A 22,888-nucleotide genomic window follows, 5' to 3' on the forward strand; every position below is an offset into this window, starting at 1 on the left:
GCGTCTCCCGTCAAGTCTGGTTATGGATTCGTCATTCCATGACGATCTGCACCTTCACATCCGTCGGCACGCCGCTTGCCGCCTCTTCGAACGCCTTGATGCCTTCGGCGAACGGGAAGGTCCGCGAGATAAAGGGCTTTACATCGAGCTTGCCCGATGCAATGAGCTGGATGGCGCGCGGGAAGATGTTGGCGTAGCGGAACACGGATTCGATGCGCGCTTCCTTGATCTGCACCGCGACGACATCCAGCGGAATGGCGCGCTGAGGCATGCCCACGAGCACGAGACAGCCGCCCGGGCACAGCAGATCGACAATGCCTTCGAACGCCTTCTCGTTGCCGCTCGCCTCGAACACGATATTCGCGCCCCAGTCATCGGTGAGCCGCGCAACGACGTCCTGCACGCGCTCGTCGCGAATATTCACCGCGGTCACGCCCTGCACCGCGCCGATGAGATCAAGCTTCTCCTGCACGAGATCGCAGACGATCGCGCGGCTGCATCCACCAGCCAGCGCCGCGAGCGCGCACATCATGCCGATAGTGCCCGCGCCCAGCACGACCGCGACATCGCCGGGCTTGATCGCGGCTTTCTTCGCGGCCTGCAATCCGATGGAAAGCGGCTCGACGATTGCCCCTTCGGCAAAGCTGACGTTATCCGGCAGCTTGTAAGTGAAAGCAGCAGGATGCACGACGTAGGGCGCGAGACAACCGTGCACCGGCGGCGTGGCCCAGAAGCGCACTTTCGGATCGAGGTTGTACAGACCTTCGCGCGATGCACGCGATTCCATATCTGGCACGCCCGGTTCCATGCATACGCGATCGCCCGCCTTCAGATGCGTCACCTCCTCGCCAACTTCCACCACCGTGCCGGACGCCTCATGCCCCAACACCATCGGCTCGTTGACGACAAAAGGACCGATGCGGCCATGTTGATAGTAGTGAACGTCACTGCCGCAAATGCCGACCGTGTGAATGCGTATGCGTACATCGCGCGGCCCCACGACTTGCGGCAAGCTGAACGGGCGCAAGCTGATACGGCGTGCTTCTTCGAGAACCAGTGCTTCCATTGTCGTTCCTTCGTGCTGTTCGGTTGAGCCGATTGAATGGCGTATGAAATTCATCCCGCCTGAAAGCCGCCGTCGATTGCGAGGCTGACGCCGCTCACCATGCTCGAATCGTCGCCGAGCAGATAGGCGATGGTGCGCGCCACTTCCACGGGCTGCACGAAGCGGTTAAGCGGAATGCGGTCGAGCATGGGGCCTGATTTGGCGGGGTCGCTCCATGCTTTCTCGGCCATCGGCGTCATCGTCACCACCGGATTCACTGCGTTCACGCGAATGCCGTGCGGTCCCAGTTCGACAGCCATCACGCGCGTCATCGCGTCGAGCGCACCCTTGGATGCGCAATACGATGCATGCAGTGGCAAGCCCACGGTCGCCGACAGACTCGATACGTTCACGATCGCCCCGCCCGTCCCGCGCGCAATCATGCCCTTCGCGCACGCCTGCGCCACGATCATCGCGGCGCGCACGTTGACGTGCATCGTGAGGTCGAACGCGTCCACCGTGGTATCGAGAAACGGCTGCAACTCGACCAGGCCCGCGCAGTTGACCAGCAAATCGACCGGTTGCGCCGCGCGGGCGGCTTCCCGTGCGGCGCTGGCATCGGCAAGATCGACGGCGATGGTCTCGCAGCCCGTTTCGCTCGCAAGCGCGGACAGATCGGCTCCGCTGCGGCTCAACGCAATTACCCGTGCGCCGCGCTCGATCAGCACATGCACCGTCGCACGGCCGATGCCTTTTCCCGCGCCCGTAACGAGCACGGTCTTCCCTGCAAACTCCCGGTTCCTGTCGATCGTGGTCATGAGCTATTCAGGGTTCGTCGCACAGGCGTCGCGCGGTATCTTCATCGGTCACGAGCACCGACGGATAGCGCCCGCGCAAAGCCGCACGCGTGACATGAAACTTCTTGGCTCCGCCGCTCACCAGAATTACGCGGCGAATCTTGCGCAAGTCTTCCAGCGTGATCGCCACCGTGCGGCGATTTAGCGGATGGTCGATCAACTCGCCGTCTTCATCCATGAAATGACCGAGCATGTCGCCCACCGCGCCGGCCTCTTCGAGCGTGCGCAACTGGTCGGGGTTGTCGATGCCGTACGTCACGACAAGCGACTCCGTGAGATCGCCGCACGTGAGCAGCGCAAGGTCCGCACTGCGCGCGAGTTCGTAGGTTTCGCGCACGGTCCCTTCCTGCAAGATCACGTCGCGCGCCTTCTGACTGCTGACATAGATGGGCGCTGCAAAGAGATAACCATCAGCGCGACAGATGTTCGCGAAGTCGGAGACGATATCGAAGGTATTGATGCTCGGGCAATGCGACAAGCCGCCTTGCAGCGACACAGCCGATACCGCGCCGTAGCTGCGTTGCGGCATCGCGCGCAGAACCGCGCGAATGGTGCGGCCCCAGCCCAGTCCAATGGTTTGCCCCGCGACGATCTGCTTCGCAAAGTACGATGCCGCGCCAATGCCGAGCGCCGCGTTATTCGCTTCCGTGTTGGCGCCTGTCGGCACGACGACCGCGCATTCCAGCCCGAAGCGCCGCTCCAGCATGTTTTCGAGCGCCACGCACGGCGCGATCTTGCTGTTGATGGTGATCTGCACCAGCCCCGATTCGCGGCTTGCCGCAAGCAGCCGATTCACCCGCACACGATTACTGCCGATGCGCTGCGCGATTTCCTGCTGCGTCAAATTACCGACGTAGTAATGCCAGGCGACGCGCGCCTGCAATTCCTCTTCCGAGTCGATGGACTCGTCTGTCTCTGCAACGGCAATGGACGGCGCTGTCTTGCTCATGTTCTCACTGTGGTCACACTGTAAAAGGCGCGAGTCTACTTCACCGCGCCCATCGTGAGCCCTTGTACGAGCCGGCCCGAGACGAGCAACGCAAACACCACCATGGGCAGCACGATCAGCGTGCCGGTCGCCATGATCTCGCCCCACGGCAACTCGTAGCCGCTCATGTAGCTCGTCGCCGCAACGGGCGATGTGATCGCATCGGTACGCGTCAGGACGAGTGCGTAAAGCAGATCGTTCCACGAGAAGATGAACGCGAAGATGGCCGAGACGACGATGCCCGGCATCGCGAGCGGCAGATTGATGCGCCAGAACACGCGCCACGGCGACGCGCCATCCAGCCGCGCGGCTTCGTCAAGTTCGACAGGAATATTGCGAAACTGGTCGGTGCATATCCATACGACGATAGGCAGCGAGAACGTCAGATACAGCAAGATGAGCACGACATGCGTATCGACGAGATCGAGCTTCGTCGCGATGAGGAAGAACGGCACCGCGAGCACGACGGGACTCACCATGCGGTTCGAGATAAACCAGAACCACAGGTCTTCCTTGCCGCGAAACTCATAGCGTGCGAGCGCATAGGCGGCAGGCGTGCCGAGCAGAATGGCGAGCACCGTCGTGGACGTGGCGATGATGAGTGAATTCAGCAGGCTCCCTGCCACGTCATGCTCGAACAGTGCGGCGGAATAGTGGTGAAGCGTCGGACTGAACAGCCACTTGGGCGGATACGCGAGCGCATCGGCCTGGCTCTTGAGGCTCGTCGTGACCATCCAGTAGAACGGGAACACGGACGACAGGAACACTATCACGAGCCCGATAAAGTGCCATACCGTTGCGCGTTTTCGTGCGGCGCGCGCACGCCTCGCGCGCTGACTCGTGCCGCTCGTTGCGGTTTGCAAAGCCGATGTACTCACGCGGCCTCCCGATAAACAAAGCGAATGTAGAGACGCGAAAGCACGATCGTCAGAATGAGCAGAATGATGGCTTGCGCCGACGCCATGCCTTGATCGAAGAGCCGAAAGCCCACGCGCTGGATATAGACGCTGATGAACTCGGTCGCGGTGCCGGGACCGCCGCGCGTCATGGTGAAGACGGCGTCGAACATCTTGAGCATGTCCGCTGAACGAAGAATCAGAATGGCGGTCAAGCCCGGCAACAGATACGGCCGCTGAAGATGCCAGAGAATCATGCTCCACTTGGGCGTTTCGAGGCGCGCGGCTTCTTCCGCTTCCTTGGGCACCATCGAAAGCCCCGCCAGCATGATGAGTGCGCAAAACGGCGTCCATTGCCAGATATCCATGATCATCACGGATACGAATGCGAGCGTCGGATCGGCCAGCCAGTCTTGCGGCGGAATGCCGAAGAAACCCGTCAGATAGTTCGCCACGCCGAACTGCCGGTTGAATATCAGCCGGCCGATGAGACCGACGACCGCATACGTGGTCGCCATCGGAATGACGAGACTGACACGCGCCGCTGCCCGCATGAAGCGCACGTCCGTGCGATGCAGCATCAGCGCCGCAAAGAGACCGAGCGCGACTTCGATCGGCAGCGTCAGACAAAGGAACAACGCCGTGCGTCCGAGCGCGCCCCAGAACGAGGGGTCCGAGAGCGTCGCCACGTAATTGTCGATGCCGATGAACGGCGTACCCGCTGCGAGATCTGCGAGCTTGTACTGGTGAAGCGAGTTATAGAGCGCAAGCAATAGCGGATAGATGCCGATCACCGCCAGCGCGAAGATAGCGGGAATCAGGAACCAGAATGCAGGCGAGCGCGGCAGCACTCGCAAGCGCCGTGCGCCCTTGCGCGGACCTCGTGCGGGCGTCACGGGAGTTGCAGTGCTGTTCGCCATCCGTCGTCTCCGGTTCCTGATCGTCGCGCTTACTTCAAGAGCGGCTTTTTGCCGTCGTAATAGCCCGCTTTCTTCAGGATGTCCTCGGTCTTCTGGCCAATGGTCTGCGCGCCCTCTTTCACCGTCACTTGCCCGAGCATCATCTTGCTGCCCCATTCGCCGATCACTTCGGACACAGCGGGCCACTCCGGGAAGCGCGGACGATAATCCGGCACGCCGCCTTGCCACGATTCGACCATCGGCTTCACGAACGGATACTTGTCCTGCACGGCCTTGTCCTGATAGACGGCCATGCGCGCCGGCACGCCTCCCGCTTCGAGATAAGGCTTCGCCATCGCCTCGGACGTGATCCATTGAATGAAGAGCCACGAAGCGGCCTGCTTCTTCGCGTTGGACTTGGCATTGACGGCGAGCGAGAAGCCGCCGAGCGCCGGCTTGAGACCTGCGGGGCCTTTAGGTTCCGTCGTGATGGCGAGGCAATTGCCGAGCTTGGACTTGCTCGGATCGGTCAGCGTGGGATAGAACGCGGACCATTCGGTAATCATCGCAACCTGGCCTTGCGCAAGCGCATTGACCGCTTCGGCGTGGTCGAAATCGACAATGCCCGGCGGCATGTATTTCATCAGCTTCTGCCGGTATTCAAGGCCCGCCTGCGATTGCGGCGACATCAGATTGGACTTGAACTTCGCATCCAGCAGCGAGCCGCCGTTGGGCCACAGCACGCGCATGAAGCTGTCGGCGGATTGCGTTTCGCCGCGCCGCGACTGCAATGCAAACGCGAACTTGTCGCCCTTCGTGAGTTTTGGCGCATACGTGTTCAACAAATCGTCCCATGTCTTGGGCGGCTCGTCGAAGCCCGCGTCCTTCAGCATGCACTTGTTGTAGAACATGAGCCCCGAATAGTTATCGAAAGGCAGGCCATAGGTGACTTTGTCCCACGTGCCGAACGAATCCAGAAGGATGGGGAAGAAGCCCTTCAGATTGAGGCTCGGATCAGCGAGCTTCGGATCGTCCGTGAACTTCTTGATCGGCACGAGCCACTTGTTGCTGGCGAACTCACCGATCCACACCACGTCGACGAGCACGATATCCTGATCGCCGCCGCCGACGAAGTTGAGCACTTCCTTCTCGCGCGTGTTTTCGTAGGGAATGACTTCCCAGCGCACCTTGATGCCGGTCTCTTTCTCGAACTGGGGAATCAGGGTTTCTGCGGCCTTGTATCCCGGACGGTCGAGGAATATGGCTTTGATGGTGGTGCCCGAGTACGGCTGCGCCGCTTCCTTCAGGGTCCAGGCATGAGCGTTCGATGCAGCGAATGCGGCGCTTGCCGTGAGCAACGCAATGGCCGCGACGTGCTTGAGAGGGCCGACATGCCTGGCCGGGATGAATCGATTGTTCATGCCTGTCTCCTGTTTTTCTTGAGCGGTGATGGCTTGCAGATTCTTCGTCTCTTTCCTTCGGTCCAGCTTTGGTGAGTGAGCCGAACGCGCAAGAGGCCGCGCCGTTTCACTTGTAATTTGCGTTTTACAATTGTATATTTTGGCCCGAACAGCTTGTCAAGAACTAAATCGACGGAAGCCACCGATGCTGAACTGCGCGTCATCGAGCAGTTCGGCCTTGATCTCGTCCCGGTAGGAGACACGCATGAGCGCAGTCCATCTGCAGCAGATTCGCAAGGCGTTTGCGGGCGCCGATGTGCTGAAGGGCATCGACATCGAAGTAGCCGACCGTGAGTTCATGGTCTTCGTGGGTCCGTCGGGTTGCGGCAAGAGCACGTTGCTGCGCACCATCGCGGGCCTTGAGCGAAGCGATTCCGGACAAGTGATGATCGGTGGCGAAGACGTGACCGATCTCGAGCCCTCGCAACGCGGCGTCGCAATGGTATTCCAGTCGTATGCGCTCTATCCGCACATGACGGTCTACGAGAACATTGCGTTCGGTCTGCGCATGTTGAAGCTGCCCGAAGCGCAGATCAAAGAGCGCGTGCATCGCGCGGCGGAGATTTTGCAGATCGGGCAGTTGCTGGAGCGGCGTCCGCGCGCACTGTCGGGCGGGCAACGTCAGCGCGTGGCCATCGGGCGGTCGATCGTGCGCGAGCCCAAGGTGTTTCTGTTCGACGAACCGCTTTCCAATCTCGATGCCGCGCTGCGCGTCCAGATGCGGCTCGAACTCATCAAGCTGCACAAGCAGTTGAACGCGACGATGATCTATGTCACGCACGATCAAACGGAAGCCATGACCATGGCGGATCGCATCGTCGTGCTAAACCACGGGCGCGTGGAGCAGATCGGTTCGCCGCTGGAGTTGTATCGCACGCCGCACAATCGCTTCGTGGCCGGATTCATCGGTTCGCCGAAGATGAACTTCATCGACGTGCGCGTGCTGCGCGCGGACAACGCCGGCGTGACAATCGAACTGCCGGGCGGAGAGCCGCTCACGCTGCCCTTCAGCGCGTCCTCGGTCAAGCCGGGGGAAACACTCACGCTCGGCATTCGGCCCGAGCATTTCATCGAGGAGCGCGGCGGCGATATCGACAGCGGCCTCACCGGCGATGTCATGGTGATCGAGCACTTGGGCGGCGAGACGCTACTGCATGTTCGCTTGCCGAACGATCTCGTGATTCAGGTCAAAGGATCGGGAGAGTCGACGGCGGTCGAAGGTCAACGGCTGAACGTCGGCTTCAGCATCCGTCATGTGCATCTCTTCAGCGAAGACGGCAGCGCGCTCGAGCCGATGCGATCCGTCGCGCAAGCGGCCACGATCTGACTGCGCCAATTGCGTGCGCTAGTGCGGATTACAAACAATCGCCAAACCATCAGCAGAAAATGCAAACGGCGGCGCTCGTTCAGCGGCGGCGGGTAAGCACCTTCTTACCGCCGTCGTTGCTCGCACTGCCAAATTTTTGCTCTTGCTGCCCGCCTGTATCGCGATTGAAACGTTATCGCGTGCGAAGCGTGCCCCTCAATGATGCACGCATCAGGGTTTTCCCGTTGCCGCTACGCAATCGGCCGACAAATGGCCCATTCGGGCATGAGTCGTGCATTTAAGCGCCTGGTCCATTGGCAAGGCGGCACAGCATGAAGACATCCACACTCCGTTCGCACGCTTCGCATGTCGCGCCGAAATTTGGTCACGCGTTGAAAGCACGCGTGCTAGAAGGCCTGGAAGCGGGCGAATTCTGCATGGCTTATCAGGGAATCTACCGAGTCGACACTGGCGAGCTGGCGCAAATGGAAGCCCTGCTTCGCTGGCATCACCCCGAGTTCGGGCTGTTGCTGCCGGGCGCGTTTCACGAAGCCCTCGCTGATGAAGAAGTCATGGTCAGCGTGACCGACTTCGTGATGAACGCCGTGTCGCTCGACATCGCTACATGGCACGCAAGCGGCGGCGCGACTTATCCCGTCGCGATCAATGTGCCGCCGTCCGTGGCTGCTAGCGAAGGCTTCGCGGACCGGCTCGATGCCGTCTGCCGCGATCACGGCATTGGTCCTGCGTCGATCGAAGTCGAGTTGTCCGAGAGCCAGGATCTTGCCCGCTTCCCGTCGATCGCGAAGGTCGTGCAACGTTTGCGCGCCCGAGGCGTCAACGTCGCGATGGACGACTTCGGCACCGGCTTCGCGTGTCTTGCCGCGCTGGGCCCGATCAATTTCGGCACCGTGAAGATCGCCAAGGAATTGCTCGCCGAAGCGCCGCGCAACCCCGATGCGCGCACCGTCTTTTCGTCGGTCCTCGCGCTCATGGCGCGGCTGAAGCTGTCGGTCGTCGTCGAAGGCGTCGAGACGGCGGCGCAGGCGCAATGGCTCGCTCAGTGGCCGCATGCATTGGCGCAGGGCTTTTATCTCGCGCGGCCGGTGTTCGGCATGGGGAGTGTTCCCGGTGCGCGTCTCGCGCGGCCGGCCAAGGTGTCGCGGCACCGCTCGGTGCCGCTCGCGGACGCCGCATGAAGAACCGCGCGCACGCTCACAAGCGTGGGCGGCCGATCCTCAGGGCGCCGATGCAGGCGCCGGCTGCCCGCCCTTCTCGGCATTGACGCGCCGCTGGGCGTTCTGCAAATTCTGCGGATAGTCGGTCTGCTCGCCGGACGGGTTGTAGCCGTTCTTTTCGAGGTCACCCAGTTCGGCGTTCTTCTTCGCGCGTGCCGCCTTGCGCTCCGCCTTCTTGACTTGCTTCGGCGTGGAAGCGCCTGCGTCCTGCGCGTGTGCAGGCGTGGCAGGCAATGTGACGAGCGCGGCGACGAACAACGCGATGACAGCGAGCGGTGCGGTGCGTACAGTCAGCATGACATTCTCCGGTGTGGATGACCGTCGATGCCGGACGGTCCGTTTGCTTGCATGGCGAACGACGGCCTTGCAAGAAGCGGTCCACGCGTTACCGGTCCACGATTCGGCTCAGATTGCTCCGTACACGCTGTAACAGCGCGATCAGTTGATCCTTCTCCTGACCGCTGAGACCCGCGAGCGCCTCGGCGGCGATCTCGTCGCCGACACGCCGCGCCTTGTCGAGCGCCCTCTGCGCCTTGGCGGTCATGCGGACCTGACGCTCACGGCGGTCGTCGGGATTGAGCCGGCGCGCGATCCAGCCGCCCTCCTCCATGCGATCGAGCAAACGCCCGGCGGAGATCGGCGCGACTTCGAGCAGCGACGCGAGCCGCGCCTGATTCACTTCGCCGTAATGCGACAGATAGGCGAGCGCGCGGCACTGCGCGCGCGTGAGATTGAGCGACGATTTCGCGAGTTCGTCGAAGCGGTTGCCGCACAGGCGGTCTACGTCCGCGATCAGAAAACCGAAGCGTTGGTCGAGTTGAGGTTCCATCGGGCGATTATAGGGACGAGCGCACCGCGTGTCGGCTCAGAGGCGCACATTGCTGTACGTGCTCGGCAGCAATGCGCTTTTGCACATCGTTCGATGTCCTGATGAACTGCGTGCAATGGCACCTCAAACATTCACCTTGCCGCTCTCCAGCAGCATGGCGAACGCGTCGGACGAAAGCGGCTTCGCGAGCAGGAAGCCCTGCATTTCGTCGCAGCGCATGTCTTGCAGGCGGTCGAGCTGCGTGCCCGTCTCGACGCCTTCCGCGACGACATCCATATCGAGCGAATGCGCAAGCGCGATGATCGCCGACACGATCGCGCGCCCTTCCTGCCCGTTTTCATCGAGTCCGTTGGTGAAGAAGCGGTCGATCTTCAACTGCTTGGCGCGAAACCGCTGCAAATACGCGAGACTCGAATAGCCCGTGCCGAAATCGTCGATGGCGATTTCGCAGCCGTTGTCCTGAAACGCGCGGATCATCTCGGTCGTGCGCGGCGCGTCCTGCATCGCGACGGACTCGGTGATTTCGAACATCAGTTGTTCGCTTTGCACGCCCTCTTCGCGCACGATCTGCAACACGCGCGTGACGAGGTCCGCTTCGTTCAACTGCCGCGGCGAAAGGTTGATGGCCACTTTCACCGCCGAGCGCCCGGACTCGCGCCAACGCACGATATGCCGGCAGGTCTCGCGCACAACCCAGTACCCGATGTCCACGATCTGCCCCGAGCGTTCCGCAATCGGGATGAATTCAAGCGGTGTCAATAACCCGATTTGCGGATGATGCAACCGGATCAGCGCCTCCGCGCCTGCGAGTTCGCCACCGCCGCGAAACTTCGGCTGAAAGAGCAGGTAGAAGTACCCCTCGTTCAATGCCTCGTGCAACGCCTGCTGAATCTGCAGCGTGCGAACCGCCGCCTCGTTCATGCTGGCCTCGAAGAAGCGGTACGTGCTGCGTCCGCCGCGCTTGGCCTCGTACATGGCGACGTCCGCGTGCTTGAGCAGCGTTTCGACGCTATCGCCGTCTTCGGGATAGAGCGCAATGCCGATGCTCGGCATCACCTGAAGCGAATGGTCCGCCACGACGAGGCCCTTTCTCATGGCGTCGAGAATGCGCTCGGCGAGCCGCTCCGCGTCGACGGGCGTGCCGATGCCTTCCAGCACCACCACAAACTCGTCGCCGCCCAGCCGCCCGACGGCATCGCCGCCGCGCACGCATTGCAACAGGCGCTTGGCGAACGCTTGCAGCACTTCGTCGCCTATCGAGTGGCCGAGCGAATCGTTGATCGTTTTGAAGCCGTCCAGATCCATGAACAGGATCGCGAAGCGGCTGCCGTTATTCGCCGCGTTCTTCACCGCGCGGCCGATGCGCTCCGTCACCGTGCGCCGGTTAGGCAGGTCCGTGAGCGTGTCGAACGTCGCCATGTGGATGATCTGCCCGTGCAGACGCGAGACGGAACCCGCGAGCAACTCGTTTTGCGCATCGAAGCGCGACAGCACGAGCGTGATGATGAGGATGGCGAACGTGAACAGCATGACCGTCGTCGCGAGCCAGTGCACGTCCACGTCGTTGGCCGCGCCGCATATCGCGCCCGGCAGAAAATTCGCCGCCGCGTTGCCCGTGTAGTGCATGCCGGTGATCGCGACGCCCATCACGAGCGCGGACGCGAGGCGCTTCCTCGTGAGGTTCGCCTGGTTCGCGTTCGACAGCACGCGTGCAATCCACAACGCCGCCCCCGAGGCGACCACCGCGATCACGATCGACGCCGCGAACAGCCACGGATCGTACTGGATGGCGGGATACATGCGCATCGCGGCGTCGCCGGTGTAGTGCATGGCGGCGATGCCCGCGCCCATCAAGAGGCTGCTCGCGCTAAGGCGCTTGAAAGTCAGCCGTGGCCGGTTGATGACCGAGAGCGCGAAGAACGACACCAGCATCGCGATGCCGAGCGACGCCGCCGTGATGCCGAAGTCATAGCCGAGTTCGATAGGCAGCGAGAACGCCAGCACGCCGACGAAGTGCATCGACCAGATGCCGACGCCCATCGAGGCCGCGCCGCCCGCGAGCCAGACATGGCGCATGCGCGATTGCGACAGCATCGCGATGCGGCCGGAGATGTCGAGGGCCGTGTACGAGGCGAGCGTGGCGACGACGAGCGATGCCGCGACGAGCCAGAAGTTATAGGTGCCGTGCATGAAGTGCCGGAATGAAAGGGGCTTGTTTGCGTAAGCGTCTTATCGGCGCGAAGCAGCCATTCTTTAGGGCGCTTGAGAGATCCCGGATCGCCCACGTTTTGTCCACGGCGCTCGGCATCACAGCTCGGGATCAAGCAGTGCGACAACGCGTTCCAGCATGCGTTCCCAAAGACCGCGCCGCCGCCAGTCTTCCAGCGTGACGCGCTTCGCATGGGCGATGTCGGCATCGAAAATGGCGGTCTGCTGGCGCGCGAAATCGCGGTCGTAGATGTTGAGATTCGCTTCGTCGTTGAGTTTGAACGAGCGGCTGTCGAAATTCGTGGAGCCGACCGAAACGAGATAGTCGTCCACCACGATCAGCTTGCAATGGAACATCGTCGGCTGATATTCGTACATTTCGACGCCCACCGCGAGCAGGTCGCCCCAGCATGCGCGCGATGCCTCGCGCACCGTATGCGTGTCGATGCGCTTGCCCGGCGTAATCACGCGCACGCGCACGCCGCGCCGCGCCGCCTCGACAATCGCGTTGATCGTCAGCTTGTCCGGCACGAAATACGCGCTCGACAGATCGATGGTATGCGTCGCGGCGGTGATCGCCATCAGATACATGAGCTGCATGTCGTCGCTGCCGCCCGAAGGCGAACTGCTGAACATGTGCGCGAGGCCGTCGCCCGCGTGCTCGATCTCGGGGAAATAATCCGAGCCGTGCAGCACGTTGCCGGTGGCCTTGATCCAGTTGTCCATGAAGACGGCCTGCATCTGCCCGACCGCCGGACCTTGCACGCGGAAATGCGTGTCGCGCCAGTGTTTCTCGTCCTGCGCATGGCCGGTCCACTCGTCCGCGATACCGACGCCGCCCGTGAACCCCGCGCGGCCGTCGATCACGAGCAGCTTTCGATGCGTGCGGTCGTTCATGCGGCCGAGTCCCGTCAGGTGCGGCTTGTGATACTGGATGACCTCGGCGCCCGCGTCGCGCAGTATCTGCAAGTAGCGTTTGTCCATCTTGGCCGAGCCGAGCCAGTCGAGCAGCACGTGAACCGCGACGCCCGCGCGCGCCTTCTCGGCCAGCGCCTCGGCGAATTCCTCGCCTATCGCGCCCGACCAGTAGATGAAGGTCTCGAAGGTGATCGTCTTCTTCGCGGAGCGGATGCCGTCGAGCATCGAGGGAAAGATTTCGTCGCCGTTGACGAGCACCTCGAAGCGGTTGCCATCGACGACGGGCGGGCCGAGCAGAAGACCCATCGACCGGATGAACTGCGGGTCGTCGCTCGCGTAGAGCCGCTCAATCTTGTGTTCGATCTTCTTCTCGCCGCTCGTCAGATTCGCGATCACCAACACGACGATCACAGTGGCTACGACGGTCAACGCAATCAGGGCAATCGTCGGCATGCGGGGCCTCGCGAAGCGAACATCCGTCCGGAACCGCTAGTGTATGTGGTTCCGGAACGCGCGGGCCATCAGGTTTGCGCGGATTGTCCGATCTGCTTGGCAATGGCGTCGCCCAGACGCTGCTCGTCGGATGAAACGCCCGTGCGCTTCGTTTCGGAAACCGCATGCAGTCCGCCCGAGACGGCGAGCGAAGTCACCGCGTGTCCCGCCACCGCGCCCACGCCGGCCGTTTCCGCGACGCCCGGCGCATGGCCGCTGTTCGCGCTCGCATCGAACTGTTCGATCAGTTGCGGCGCGCCGTGCGCGGGCTTGAAGACGAGCTGAACCGTCGCCGTGACCTTGCTCTGGCCCGCGCCGAGACCGATCAGCATGCGGCGGCGGCGATTGCCGGCGTCGATCTTGTCGATGCTGCCGACGACTTCGAGCACGTTCTGATCGTCGGGCGGCGGCACATCGGCGCGGACCGCGCGCAGGCCCATCGACTGGAGCTTGGCGACGACTTCGTCGGCCACGGCTTCGCGCGCCGCCAGTGCGTCCTGCGCTTGCTGTTGCGCCGTGGTGTCGCCGGACATCGCCGTTTTGAGCTTCGATGCGAGTCCGTGATTGTCGAGCTTCACGTCGCTCGCTTCGCTTTCGAACGGATACACGTAGATGGTGCCCGATCGCACGGCCGAGGCGATCGCCGCCGTCTGCGCGTCCGCGCCCGCCGCCCGCGCCGAGCCCGCGAAGAGCGCGACGCCGGTCACGAGTCCGGCGACGAGGGCGCGGCGCGCGTGACGGACGAGGGAATCGAGCGAGGAGAAGTTCGTTGCGTGGGACATGTCGGCACCTGGGTTCGTTGGCTGGAGGTTCGGTCTGCGGCTTGGCTGTCGATCACCGTGGCGCAACTATGGACGATGCATCGCGGGCACGCCATCCAGCATTTATGTCGCCGGGTTTCATGCATTGCGTTCATCGTCGGTCAAGCCGCGTCCGAGCGCGATCACGCGAGTCTCGCTACCATGCGTCGGACGCGTGCGCGCCGCGCGCCGCCATTCACCTACCCGCTAAGAAGGAGCAACGATGGATCTGCAAATCGGCAACAAGCTCGCATTCGTGTCCGGATCGACCAAGGGAATCGGTCATGCCATTGCGGTCGCGCTCGCGCGTGAAGGCGCGCGCGTGATCGTGAACGGACGCGCGCAATCGTCCGTCGATGCCGCGCTCGACAAGCTGCGCCAGCTCGTGCCGGGCGCGCAAGCCGAAGGTTTCGCGGGCGATGTCTCCGACGCCGCGCAAGTCGAGGCGCTCGTGGCGCGCTTCCCCGAGGTCGATATTCTCGTGAACAACATGGGCATTTTCGAGCCGAAGCCGTTCGAAGACATTTCCGACGACGACTGGCTGCGTTTTTTCAACGCGAACGTGATGTCGGGTGTGCGGCTTTCGCGCGCCTATCTGCCGAAGATGAAGGAGAAGAACTGGGGCCGCGTGGTGTTCATCAGCAGCGAGAGCGGCATCCAGATTCCGGTCGAGATGATTCACTATGGCCTGACGAAAACCGCGCAACTCGCGCTGTCGCGTGGCCTCGCCGAAACCTGCGCGGGCACCGGCGTGACCGTGAACGCGGTCCTGCCCGGCCCGACGAGTTCCGAAGGCGTGACCGAGTTCGTCGAGAAGCTGTCCGGCGGCAAGAGCATGGAGGATGTCGAGAAGTCCTTCTTCGAGGAAGCGCGGCCGAGTTCGCTCCTCAAGCGGTTCATCACGCCCGAGGAAATCGCGAGCATGGTGGTGTACGTGTGCTCGGCGTTGTCGTCGGCGACGAACGGCGCGGCGTTGCGCGCGGACGGCGGCGTGGTGCGCGCGGCGTTCTAGCCCGGCTGCGTCTCTGCGGCCAGCGACCGCGCCTTCGCGAGCGCATCGACGATATCCGCGATGGTCTTGTCCCGCGCGGTGTCGTCAAGTTGCCTGAGCGCGTACGACGGGTGATACGTGGCGACGATCAGCTTGTCGCCATACGGCACGACGCGCCCGACGTGCGCCCGCAAGGTCGCGCGCTTGCCGAGCAGCGCGGTGAGCGCCGTCGCGCCCAGCGTGACGATGACGCGCGCCCTGGTTTGCTCCAGCTCGCGTTCGAGCCAGTACGAGCACGCTTCGACTTCCTGCTGCGCGGGCGTCTTGTGCAGACGCCGCTTGCCGCGCGGCTCCCACTTGAAGTGCTTCACGGCGTTCGTCAGATAGACGTGCTCGCGCGGCACCTGCGCCTGGCGCATGGCGTCGTCGAGCAACTGGCCGGCGGGGCCGACGAATGGCTCGCCTTTCAAATCTTCCTGATCGCCCGGCTGCTCGCCGAGCAGCATGATGCGCGCATCGGCGGGGCCCGCGCCGTGGACGGCTTGCGTCGCGTGGCGCCAGAGATCGCAGCGGCGGCAGGTGTCGAGCGACGTGGGCGCGTCGCGTTCCGGCTGCGCGTCCTGCGCTTCCACCTGCACAATCTTGCCGCCGAGCGCGCCGACCGCACGCGCCTGCGCGACACGCCGCGCGCCGCCGCGTGCATCGCTGACGAGCTGCGGAATAAGCGCGCCTTCCGGCAAACCCTTCCAGAAGCGCACGGGCAACTGCTGATGCAGCACGGATTCGTTCAGGCGCGCGGGGTTGAAAATGCTGCGGTAGTAGGTCATCCAGAGGTCTTCGGCGGCGTCGGGCGTGTCGGAAGCATGGTCGGATGCGAGCGCGCGGCGGCGCTCGATTTGCAGACGCTCGCCGTTCCACATGGCCGCGCCCTCGGGCGTCGTGATGAGCCAGCTCGACTGCCCCATGCGCGCCGCGAAGTGATCCGCGCTCCAGGCGAGCACGTCGTGATCCGGCTCGTACCACGCGACGTATTCCGGGGGCCCAAGCGACGCATCGCGCTGACGAAAGCGCACATACGCGATCATGTCGTGCTGCGCGCGGCGCACCGCTTTCGCCATCTTGTAGAGACGCGCGCCGTCTTCATCGGCAGCTGAGGCCACCGCGCGGTCGCCGTGCGTCCAGCGCCAGAGCACGCGATACAGAAAGCTCCAGCGACGCTCGTCGCGAAAATGTGCGGCGTCCCTGAGCAGCGCGGCGAGCTCGCGCGAAACGCGCACCTGCGCGGCATCGGCGGACGGCGCGGCGTTTTCGGTCGATGCGGCGAACAACGTGGGGGCGTCGCTTTGCTGCGTGCGCCATTCGATCGACTCGGGCGCCAAGTCTTGAGCGAGCGCGGCGAGCGCCGCGCTGCGCCAGGCTTCGAAGTCGTCGTCGATCGTGATGACGTGCATCGCTAAATGAGCGAAAGCTGCACCGGCTGCGTGGCAAGCGCCTTTCGCAAAAGGTCCGACGACGCCTCGGCGAGCGGCGGCCGATAGTCCTCGGTCACGACGAACGGCTTGACCTTGTCCATGCCGCAGCGCAGCCGCACGAGATCCGCGTAGCGCACGCGCCGCGCCCGGCGAAGCTCCGCGATGCGTTTCGCGTTGCGCATCCCGATGCCCGGCACCCGCGCGATCATGCGGACCGGCGCGGCGTTCAGATCGACCGGAAAACGCTCGCGATGCGCGAGCGCCCATGCGAGCTTCGGATCGACGTCGAGCGGCAGATTGCCTGCATCGCCCAGCAATTCGGCCGCGTTGAAACCGTAGCCGCGCATCAGAAAGTCGGCCTGATACAGCCGATGCTCGCGCAATAGCGGCGGCGCTTTCGACGGCACGCCGGACGGACTGTCCGGAATGGGACTGAAAGCCGAGTAGTAGACACGCTTCAACTGATACGAGCCATACAGCGTTTCGGCGGTGCCGAGGATGGTGCGATCGTCCGTTTCGTCCGCGCCGACGATCATCTGCGTGCTTTGACCCGCCGGCGCGAAGCGCGGCGCGCGCGGCTCGGCTTCCGACTCCTCGCGTGCGACGCGGATATTGCCCATCGCCAGCTTGATGGTGCGGCCGCTTTTCTCCGGCGCGAGCCGCTCAAGACTAATTTCCGTCGGCAGTTCGATATTGACGCTCAGACGATCCGCGTAGCGCCCCGCTTGCGCGATCAGGCCGGGATCGGCGTCGGGAATCGTCTTCAGATGAATGTAGCCGCGGAACTGATGCTTCTCGCGCAGGGTCTTCGCCACGAGCACCAGTTGCTCCATGGTGTAGTTCGACGAACGAATCACGCCCGAACTCAGGAACAGGCCGTCGATGTAGTTGCGACGATAAAAGTCCAGCGTGAGCGTGACGACTTCTTCGGGCGTGAACCGGGCGCGCGGCACGTTGCTGGAACGCCGGTTGATGCAGTACTGACAGTCGTACAGGCAGAAGTTGGTCAACAAAATTTTGAGCAGCGACACACAACGGCCGTCCGGTGTGAAGCTATGGCAAATGCCCGAGCCCGTGCTCGCGCCCAGCCCCTCGACGCCGCGCGACTCCCGCTTGGGCGCGCCGCCGCTCGCGCACGATGCGTCGTACTTCGCGGCATCCGCAAGAATTTCGAGCTTTTCGGACAGTTCCATCTTGGCTATGATACTGTATATTTATACAGTACGCTAATGGTGATGCAGGAAGTTTGCAAACTGCACGGTATCAGCCACATTGCGGCGCCGCGCCTTTATTTCAACGGATCATGGCCCCAGTTCATCAGCGAGTAGCGCCACTTCGTATGTTCGATATCGCCGTGCGGGTGCTGCGCGAGGTGGCGCTTCACATAGCCGGTCACCTTGCGCATGTGAGCGTAGTCGTCGGCATGCAAATCGCTCTTCTTTGCGCCGAGCAATTCGATAATCCGCCGCCCCGACTGATGCCCTACCGACTCCGCGTTGCCATCCTTCTGGCCGACAGCACGCGAGTCATCCGTCTCGAGCCATTTTTCCAACTGATGCGCCGTCATGTTGACGAGCGTTTTGAACTCGTCGTACGTCGCCTTATCGTCGCCGTCGGACGATTGTCCATGTGTCTCATGCGTGGTCACGTGCGCGCTCCATTGGTCGATTCATCGGCATCGTCAGGGTCGAGCAAGCGACGCTCCAGCGGCGAAGCTGGCTGGCGTGGCGCGTGCGGGACGGGCGTGCTTGCCGTGATTCGACGAGCACTTTTGCGGAGAACTCCTCATGCGTTTTGACTACAAGAATTTCCATATCGACTGCACAGCACGCCACGACGAAGACGGCAGCTTCTACGCACACGCCCGCATCACCAGCGCGCCCAACGAACACACGCCGAACGTGGAGGTCCACGAATCCGGCGACCTCGATTCCTTCGCGAACGAATGGGACGCGCTGCATTGCGCGCGGGCGTGGGCCATCGAATGGTGCGACGAGGCGCTGGCTTGACGGCATCGGCCTGCCTTCCAAGGTGTTTCGGTCAAATGCGCGGACGCTTACAGGCGCGGCACACGGATTGCAGCGTGTAAGCCGCGACGCCGCCCAGGCAGAACGAAACGGCGCGCATCAAACCACCAATTCAAGGGAGGCACCATGAAGAACGCCAAGAAGAGTTTGCTCGTATCCGCCATGATCCTGAGCCTGTCCGGCGCCGTGTTTGCGCAGGGCGCGGGCGGCGGTGCAGGTGGGGGCGGCGCAGGCGCTGGCGGTGCGGGCGCGGGCGGCGGCACGGCCGGCGGCAATGGCGCAGGTCAGGGCGGCACCGGCATGGGCACCCCGAACGCGAATGGCACGACCGGCGCAACCTCGGGCGCATCCGGCTCCTCCACCATGGGTTCGGGAAGCAGCTCGAGCAGCAAGATGAACAAGATGCACAAGAAGAGCGGCTCGGGTTCGTCCAATGGCGGCACGTCGAGTTCGGAATAACGGTACTTGCTTTTAGTAGAAGCCCGGTTCGCCTCGCTGCTTCCGCGGACCGGGTGTCCTCATGCCTCGGGGCCGTTCGTCGCCTCTATCTCCCTCCTTGCGCATCCCTTCCATATAGGGATTTCGCGTCTTCCTCCCAGCCCTTACTGTGTGCCTGCGCGGTTTCTGATCGCGCCTGACGGACACGACAATCTCGCGGCATCGCCTTCAACGGTTCGACGGGTCCGTTTGCGTCGTTGCGCCTTCGGCATTGCATTGCGTTCGCTTTGCGGCGATCGCGCTCGATGCCGCTTCCGTTGCGCGCTCGCATCGCAAGACTTCAGGGCGCGCGGTTGATCCAACGCTGCATGGAGTCCGAGAACGTGTTCCCGGCTGCTTGCGCATTCGTTTTTGAGGAGCCGGAACATGAAGACGAAGTTGACCCCGAAGATCGTTGCGATGATGGCGGCCTGCGCGCTTGTCGCGGGCATCGGCAACGCCCGCGCCCAGGGCATGCCTGAAGCCGCGCAACAACTCGTGCAGACAATGCGGCCAATGGACACGCCGCGCACCGCCCCGCAAGCAGACCCGGCAACGGGCGACTCCACTGTCGACGAACACGCCTACGGCGGCACGAGAAACGGCACGAGCGTGTCGGCTGGCGGACGCAGCGCGGACGGATGCAGCGGCCAGCCGCGCTGCGACGTGTTCTTTGGTCAGTGAGCGCAACGGCGCGCGGGACAAGCCTTGCGCCGCCGATCTTTTAGCCGTCGAACGCCTTTCAGCATTCCGGCGCGGCCAGCGTTGCACTGGCGCGCGCCTGACTCGGCGTGTGCATGACAAGAGCGTTTGCGCTCCTAGCGATGACTCGCGCGTACGCTGCAACCGCATCGGCTCGAGCGCGCCTTCCTACAAAGTCTTTGCGACACTCGGCCTTTCGCAATGGCCGCCACCGCGCTACGCCACCTGCGGCGTGAGCGAAAACCGCGCGCTCACCGACTCTCCCGGTGCAAGCACGCCGCCACCTTTCAACGCCTGCTCGACATCGAGGTTCACCCAGTCCGCGACGTTGCTGACCGGCTCGACGCACAGCAGCGACCCGTGGGACGACGGCGCATAAATCACCGTGAAATCGAACGGCGCTTCCGCGCGCAACGTGACCGAGCGATGCTCGCGCGGCCACGCAATCGTCGCCTCGCGCGACCATCCTGCGAAGTTGTTGTCGAGATCGAAGGCATCGGCGGACATGCCTTGCGGCGAGGCGAGCGCATCGATACACGGGTGCGGGCCGGCGTGCGTCGGCAAAGGATCGGGCGTCGTATGCCACATCGACGTCACGCGCGAATGCACATAGGTGTGCGCGGTGCGCGGAAAGTACGGATGATGGCCGAGGCCGAACGGCATCGGCCGATCGGAGAGATTGCGCATCGACATCGTGACGGTCAGCGACTGCGCATCCAGCGCGATGTCCTGCGCGGCCTCGAACGCGAACGGCCAATGGTGGGCGGCTTCATGCGACGGCTCGTGCGTGAGCGTGAGCCGTGCGCTCGCCTGCGACGCGGCATCGACACGCCACGGCCGCCGCCATCCGATGCCGTGCAGCGCATGAGGAAAAGCGTTGCCGTCGCCGGACAGATCGACGGGCGCACCGTCGAAGGTGAAGCGCGCATCGCGGATGCGATTGCAGTACGGCACGAGCGGAAAGCTCGCCATGCCGAGCGGATTGCGCGCGGCGAGCGCATCGACGGTCGCCGGACGCAGCCAGTGCAGCGCACCGCCTTCGTGCGGCTCGCGGGCGTCGAAGAAAGCGGCGATCGCGCCGCCGACATGCGGCGCCAGAAGCACGCGCCGCGCGCCGTGGCGCAATTCCACGAGCGCGCCGGCGGCAGGCGTGGACGCGGTTCGATCGGCGCTCAATATGCGAACTGCCGGTAGTTTTCGTCGAAGATGCGCTGCGTGCGCTCGACCACCGGGTTGTAGCGCAACAGCCGTTTCGCACGCGGCGGCAAGTCGGCGAGCACGGCGCGCGGCACGTCGATATGCACCTCGGGCCGGAAATACCACGCGCGGCTATAGCCGATGACGACCATCGGACGCGGCTCGTCGGTGTAATTTGGCGTGCCGCGATGCAGCCCGCGCACATCGCGGATCATCACGTCGCCGACGCGCATCGGCACGCGCTCGGGCGGGAAACGTCCATCGGCGAGGCCCGCGAGGGCTTCTTCGCGTGAGATGCGGTGCGTGCCGCGCGTCGTTTCCAGCGAACCGTTGCGCTCGTCCACATCGACGAGCGGAAAGTTCACCGCAAGCTGAAACGACGGCGTTTCGGGCGCGTCGTCGAAAAGCGGCGGCGTATCGCGATGCCAGTCCTGAAAGTCCGAGCCGCGCACCGGCGTATCCGTGGCGAGCTGGCACATGACCGGATCGCGCCCCGCCACGCGCTCGACAATGCCGACGATATCCTCGTCGCAAATGATCGACGGATCCGCGAATTCGCCTTCGAACGGCAAGGTCACGTAATACCGGCCCGGCCCGCGATTGCCGCTCGCCGACGCCTCGCGCGCCGCATCGACGTGCGGCTGCAACAGCGGCGCGAACGCGTCGCGCCACGCTTCGATCTTCGCGCGGTCGAAATGATCCGGCAGCAGCACAAAGCCGTCTCGCTCGAACGCTTGTGCAAGCGCGTCTCTCGTCGTCTCGTCGTATCGGCCCATGCGCCGCTCCTTTCGGTCGTGAATCGATCGAAAACAAGAATGGCATGGCTGTAATCCGGTCGTCAATATTATTAGTAATAGTCCGTGAAAACCCTCAGCCGGCAGCGTTCGGGCTAGGTAGTTTCCGTGTTGTTCATCACTAATATTAGTGGTAACTTCTTTCGCCAAGCCTCATACGCCGCTCGCGTCCGATGAAAAAAACCACGCAACGCCGCCCGACGATGACCGACATCGCGAAACTCACCGGAGTGTCGCAATCGACGGTTTCCCTCGTCCTCAACAATGCGAGCGGCGCGAAGTTTTCGGACGCGACGCGGGAGAAAGTGCTGCGCGCGGCGCAGGAACTCGGCTATCGCATGACGCCGCGCGAGCCCGCCGCGATGGACGCCTTCGAGGCGCCAGGCGCGCACGGCGAACGCAATCTGATCGTCTATCTCGCCGATGAAATCTCGACGAGCCCGCATCCGGTCGTCTCGATCGACGGCGCGCGCGACGCCGCGTTCTCGCATGGACGCCTTCTGGCCGTCTATTCGACGCACGGCAACGCGCAGATCGAGGAACGCGTGCTCGACGCGACGCTCGGCAATCCGAACCTGCTCGGCGTGATCTACGCGACCGTGTACACGCGGCGCGTCGCGCTGCCCGCCGCGCTCGCGAAAGTGCCGACGGTGCTGCTCAACTGCTACGCGAGCGAGGCGAATCTGTCGTCGGTCGTGCCGGCGGAAGTCGCGGGCGGCCACACGGCGACCGACTATCTGCTGGCGGCGGGGCACCGGCGCATCGGCTATATCAATGGCGAGCCGTGGCAGGACGCGGCGCGCGACCGGCTCAAGGGCTATCGCACCGCGCTCGCCACGGCGGACCTGCCGTTCGCGCCGGAACTCGTGCGCGAAGGCGACTGGAGTTCGGGCACCGGCTTCGAGCAGACGCTCTCGCTCATGCGCGAGCCGAACCCGCCGACGGCCATTTTCTGCGCGAACGACCTGATGGCGCTCGGCGCGATCGAGGCGCTCAAGCAACTCGGGCTGCGCGTGCCGGACGATGTCTCCGTCGTCGGCTACGACGATCAGGAGATCGCGCGCCATACGCATCCGCCGTTATCGACCGTCGTGCTGCCGAATTACGATCTCGGCCGCTGGGCCGTCGAAACGTTGCTGCAAGAGGAACACAACCGCGCCGTCGGCGCCCCGTTACGACGCCGCACCGTGAAGCTGGACGGCCCGCTGATCGAACGCGGGTCCGTCCGGGTAATGACCGAAGCGAGACAACTCGCCATTCATAATATTAGCGATTAGCCATTCATAACCGCA

At 63.5% G+C, this 22,888-nt stretch carries 23 protein-coding genes; 7 read left to right on the plus strand and 16 right to left on the minus strand.

The window, feature by feature from the left end; all coding sequences use genetic code 11:
• Positions 1-31 precede the first annotated feature (31 nt).
• The 6 genes from GV035_RS06825 to GV035_RS06850 are packed head-to-tail and all read right to left on the minus strand — an operon-like array spanning position 32 to position 6,106.
• A complete protein-coding gene (locus tag GV035_RS06825) occupies positions 32-1,066 on the minus strand; it encodes an NAD(P)-dependent alcohol dehydrogenase (RefSeq protein ID WP_159834212.1) in 1,035 nt (344 codons plus the stop codon).
• A 50-nt stretch (positions 1,067-1,116) separates the two neighbouring features.
• Positions 1,117-1,863 carry an SDR family oxidoreductase gene (locus tag GV035_RS06830; protein ID WP_159834213.1) on the minus strand — a complete coding sequence of 249 codons (747 nt, stop codon included), beginning with the start codon at positions 1,861-1,863 and terminating at the stop codon, positions 1,117-1,119.
• A gap of 7 nt (positions 1,864-1,870) precedes the next feature.
• Entirely contained in the window at positions 1,871-2,851 is a 981-nt protein-coding gene (locus GV035_RS06835; protein ID WP_159834214.1) for a sugar-binding transcriptional regulator, read from the minus strand.
• A gap of 35 nt (positions 2,852-2,886) precedes the next feature.
• Entirely contained in the window at positions 2,887-3,768 is an 882-nt protein-coding gene (locus tag GV035_RS06840) for a carbohydrate ABC transporter permease (protein WP_236572467.1), read from the minus strand.
• A complete protein-coding gene (locus GV035_RS06845) occupies positions 3,765-4,706 on the minus strand; it encodes a carbohydrate ABC transporter permease (RefSeq protein WP_159834215.1) in 942 nt (313 codons plus the stop codon). The genes GV035_RS06840 and GV035_RS06845 overlap by 4 nt, the downstream gene beginning before the upstream one ends.
• A 29-nt stretch (positions 4,707-4,735) precedes the next feature.
• Positions 4,736-6,106, minus strand: coding sequence for an ABC transporter substrate-binding protein (locus GV035_RS06850; protein ID WP_159834216.1), 1,371 nt, complete (start codon positions 6,104-6,106; stop codon positions 4,736-4,738).
• A 244-nt stretch (positions 6,107-6,350) separates the two neighbouring features.
• Here GV035_RS06850 and GV035_RS06855 point away from each other — a divergent pair, with 244 nt between their 5' ends.
• Both GV035_RS06855 and GV035_RS06860 read left to right on the plus strand, forming a co-directional pair.
• Positions 6,351-7,472, plus strand: a complete 1,122-nt coding sequence (locus GV035_RS06855) for an ABC transporter ATP-binding protein (RefSeq protein ID WP_159834217.1) — start codon at positions 6,351-6,353, stop codon at positions 7,470-7,472.
• Between the two features lie 311 nt (positions 7,473-7,783).
• On the plus strand, positions 7,784-8,650 hold the full coding sequence (locus GV035_RS06860; protein ID WP_159834218.1) for an EAL domain-containing protein: 867 nt from the start codon (positions 7,784-7,786) through the stop codon (positions 8,648-8,650).
• 39 nt (positions 8,651-8,689) lie between these two features.
• Here GV035_RS06860 and GV035_RS06865 read toward each other — a convergent pair whose 3' ends face one another.
• From GV035_RS06865 to GV035_RS06885, 5 genes are all read right to left on the minus strand, one after another.
• Positions 8,690-8,986, minus strand: coding sequence for a DUF4148 domain-containing protein (locus GV035_RS06865; RefSeq protein WP_159834219.1), 297 nt, complete (start codon positions 8,984-8,986; stop codon positions 8,690-8,692).
• 88 nt (positions 8,987-9,074) lie between these two features.
• The gene (locus GV035_RS06870) at positions 9,075-9,518 is read right to left on the minus strand and encodes a MarR family winged helix-turn-helix transcriptional regulator (RefSeq protein WP_159834220.1); all 444 of its coding nucleotides are present in this window, start codon (positions 9,516-9,518) and stop codon (positions 9,075-9,077) included.
• 123 nt (positions 9,519-9,641) lie between these two features.
• Entirely contained in the window at positions 9,642-11,708 is a 2,067-nt protein-coding gene (locus GV035_RS06875; protein ID WP_159834221.1) for a putative bifunctional diguanylate cyclase/phosphodiesterase, read from the minus strand.
• A 117-nt stretch (positions 11,709-11,825) separates the two neighbouring features.
• Positions 11,826-13,097: a cardiolipin synthase gene (gene cls / locus GV035_RS06880; RefSeq protein WP_159834222.1), complete on the minus strand. Its 1,272-nt coding sequence runs from the start codon at positions 13,095-13,097 to the stop codon at positions 11,826-11,828.
• Positions 13,098-13,165: 68 nt separating this feature from the next.
• Positions 13,166-13,918, minus strand: a complete 753-nt coding sequence (locus GV035_RS06885) for a DUF4410 domain-containing protein (RefSeq protein ID WP_159834223.1) — start codon at positions 13,916-13,918, stop codon at positions 13,166-13,168.
• Between the two features lie 241 nt (positions 13,919-14,159).
• Between GV035_RS06885 and GV035_RS06890 the strand changes: the two genes are divergently transcribed.
• A complete protein-coding gene (locus GV035_RS06890) occupies positions 14,160-14,948 on the plus strand; it encodes an SDR family NAD(P)-dependent oxidoreductase (RefSeq protein ID WP_159834224.1) in 789 nt (262 codons plus the stop codon).
• On the opposite strand, the gene GV035_RS06895 is transcribed toward GV035_RS06890, so the two are convergent.
• The 3 genes from GV035_RS06895 to GV035_RS06905 form a co-directional block, all read right to left on the minus strand.
• Positions 14,945-16,378 carry a UdgX family uracil-DNA binding protein gene (locus tag GV035_RS06895; RefSeq protein ID WP_159834225.1) on the minus strand — a complete coding sequence of 478 codons (1,434 nt, stop codon included), beginning with the start codon at positions 16,376-16,378 and terminating at the stop codon, positions 14,945-14,947. The genes GV035_RS06890 and GV035_RS06895 overlap by 4 nt on opposite strands.
• A gap of 2 nt (positions 16,379-16,380) precedes the next feature.
• Entirely contained in the window at positions 16,381-17,592 is a 1,212-nt protein-coding gene (locus GV035_RS06900) for a putative DNA modification/repair radical SAM protein (RefSeq protein WP_159834226.1), read from the minus strand.
• 95 nt (positions 17,593-17,687) lie between these two features.
• Positions 17,688-18,047, minus strand: a complete 360-nt coding sequence (locus GV035_RS06905; RefSeq protein WP_236572468.1) for a DUF3140 domain-containing protein — start codon at positions 18,045-18,047, stop codon at positions 17,688-17,690.
• 139 nt (positions 18,048-18,186) lie between these two features.
• On the opposite strand from GV035_RS06905, the gene GV035_RS06910 reads away from it, so the two are divergent.
• The 3 genes from GV035_RS06910 (at position 18,187) to GV035_RS06925 (ending at position 19,587) form a co-directional block, all read left to right on the plus strand.
• Positions 18,187-18,408 (plus strand): hypothetical protein, encoded by a 222-nt coding sequence (locus tag GV035_RS06910; RefSeq protein WP_159834227.1) that lies wholly within the window; start codon positions 18,187-18,189, stop codon positions 18,406-18,408.
• A 144-nt stretch (positions 18,409-18,552) separates the two neighbouring features.
• Positions 18,553-18,885, plus strand: coding sequence for a hypothetical protein (locus tag GV035_RS29055; RefSeq protein WP_201303922.1), 333 nt, complete (start codon positions 18,553-18,555; stop codon positions 18,883-18,885).
• A gap of 405 nt (positions 18,886-19,290) precedes the next feature.
• Positions 19,291-19,587, plus strand: a complete 297-nt coding sequence (locus GV035_RS06925; RefSeq protein WP_159834230.1) for a hypothetical protein — start codon at positions 19,291-19,293, stop codon at positions 19,585-19,587.
• Positions 19,588-19,821: 234 nt separating this feature from the next.
• On the opposite strand, the gene GV035_RS06930 is transcribed toward GV035_RS06925, so the two are convergent.
• Positions 19,822-20,781: an aldose 1-epimerase gene (locus GV035_RS06930; protein WP_159834231.1), complete on the minus strand. Its 960-nt coding sequence runs from the start codon at positions 20,779-20,781 to the stop codon at positions 19,822-19,824.
• Positions 20,778-21,578, minus strand: a complete 801-nt coding sequence (locus GV035_RS06935; RefSeq protein WP_159834232.1) for a phytanoyl-CoA dioxygenase family protein — start codon at positions 21,576-21,578, stop codon at positions 20,778-20,780. The genes GV035_RS06930 and GV035_RS06935 overlap by 4 nt, the downstream gene beginning before the upstream one ends.
• 191 nt (positions 21,579-21,769) lie before the next feature.
• Between GV035_RS06935 and GV035_RS06940 the strand changes: the two genes are divergently transcribed.
• Positions 21,770-22,873, plus strand: a complete 1,104-nt coding sequence (locus GV035_RS06940; RefSeq protein ID WP_442859529.1) for a LacI family DNA-binding transcriptional regulator — start codon at positions 21,770-21,772, stop codon at positions 22,871-22,873.
• The last annotated feature ends 15 nt before the right edge of the window (positions 22,874-22,888 follow it).

This window comes from Burkholderia sp. 8Y (assembly GCF_902506145.1).
In the GTDB taxonomy this organism is placed as follows: Bacteria; Pseudomonadota; Gammaproteobacteria; order Burkholderiales; family Burkholderiaceae; genus Caballeronia.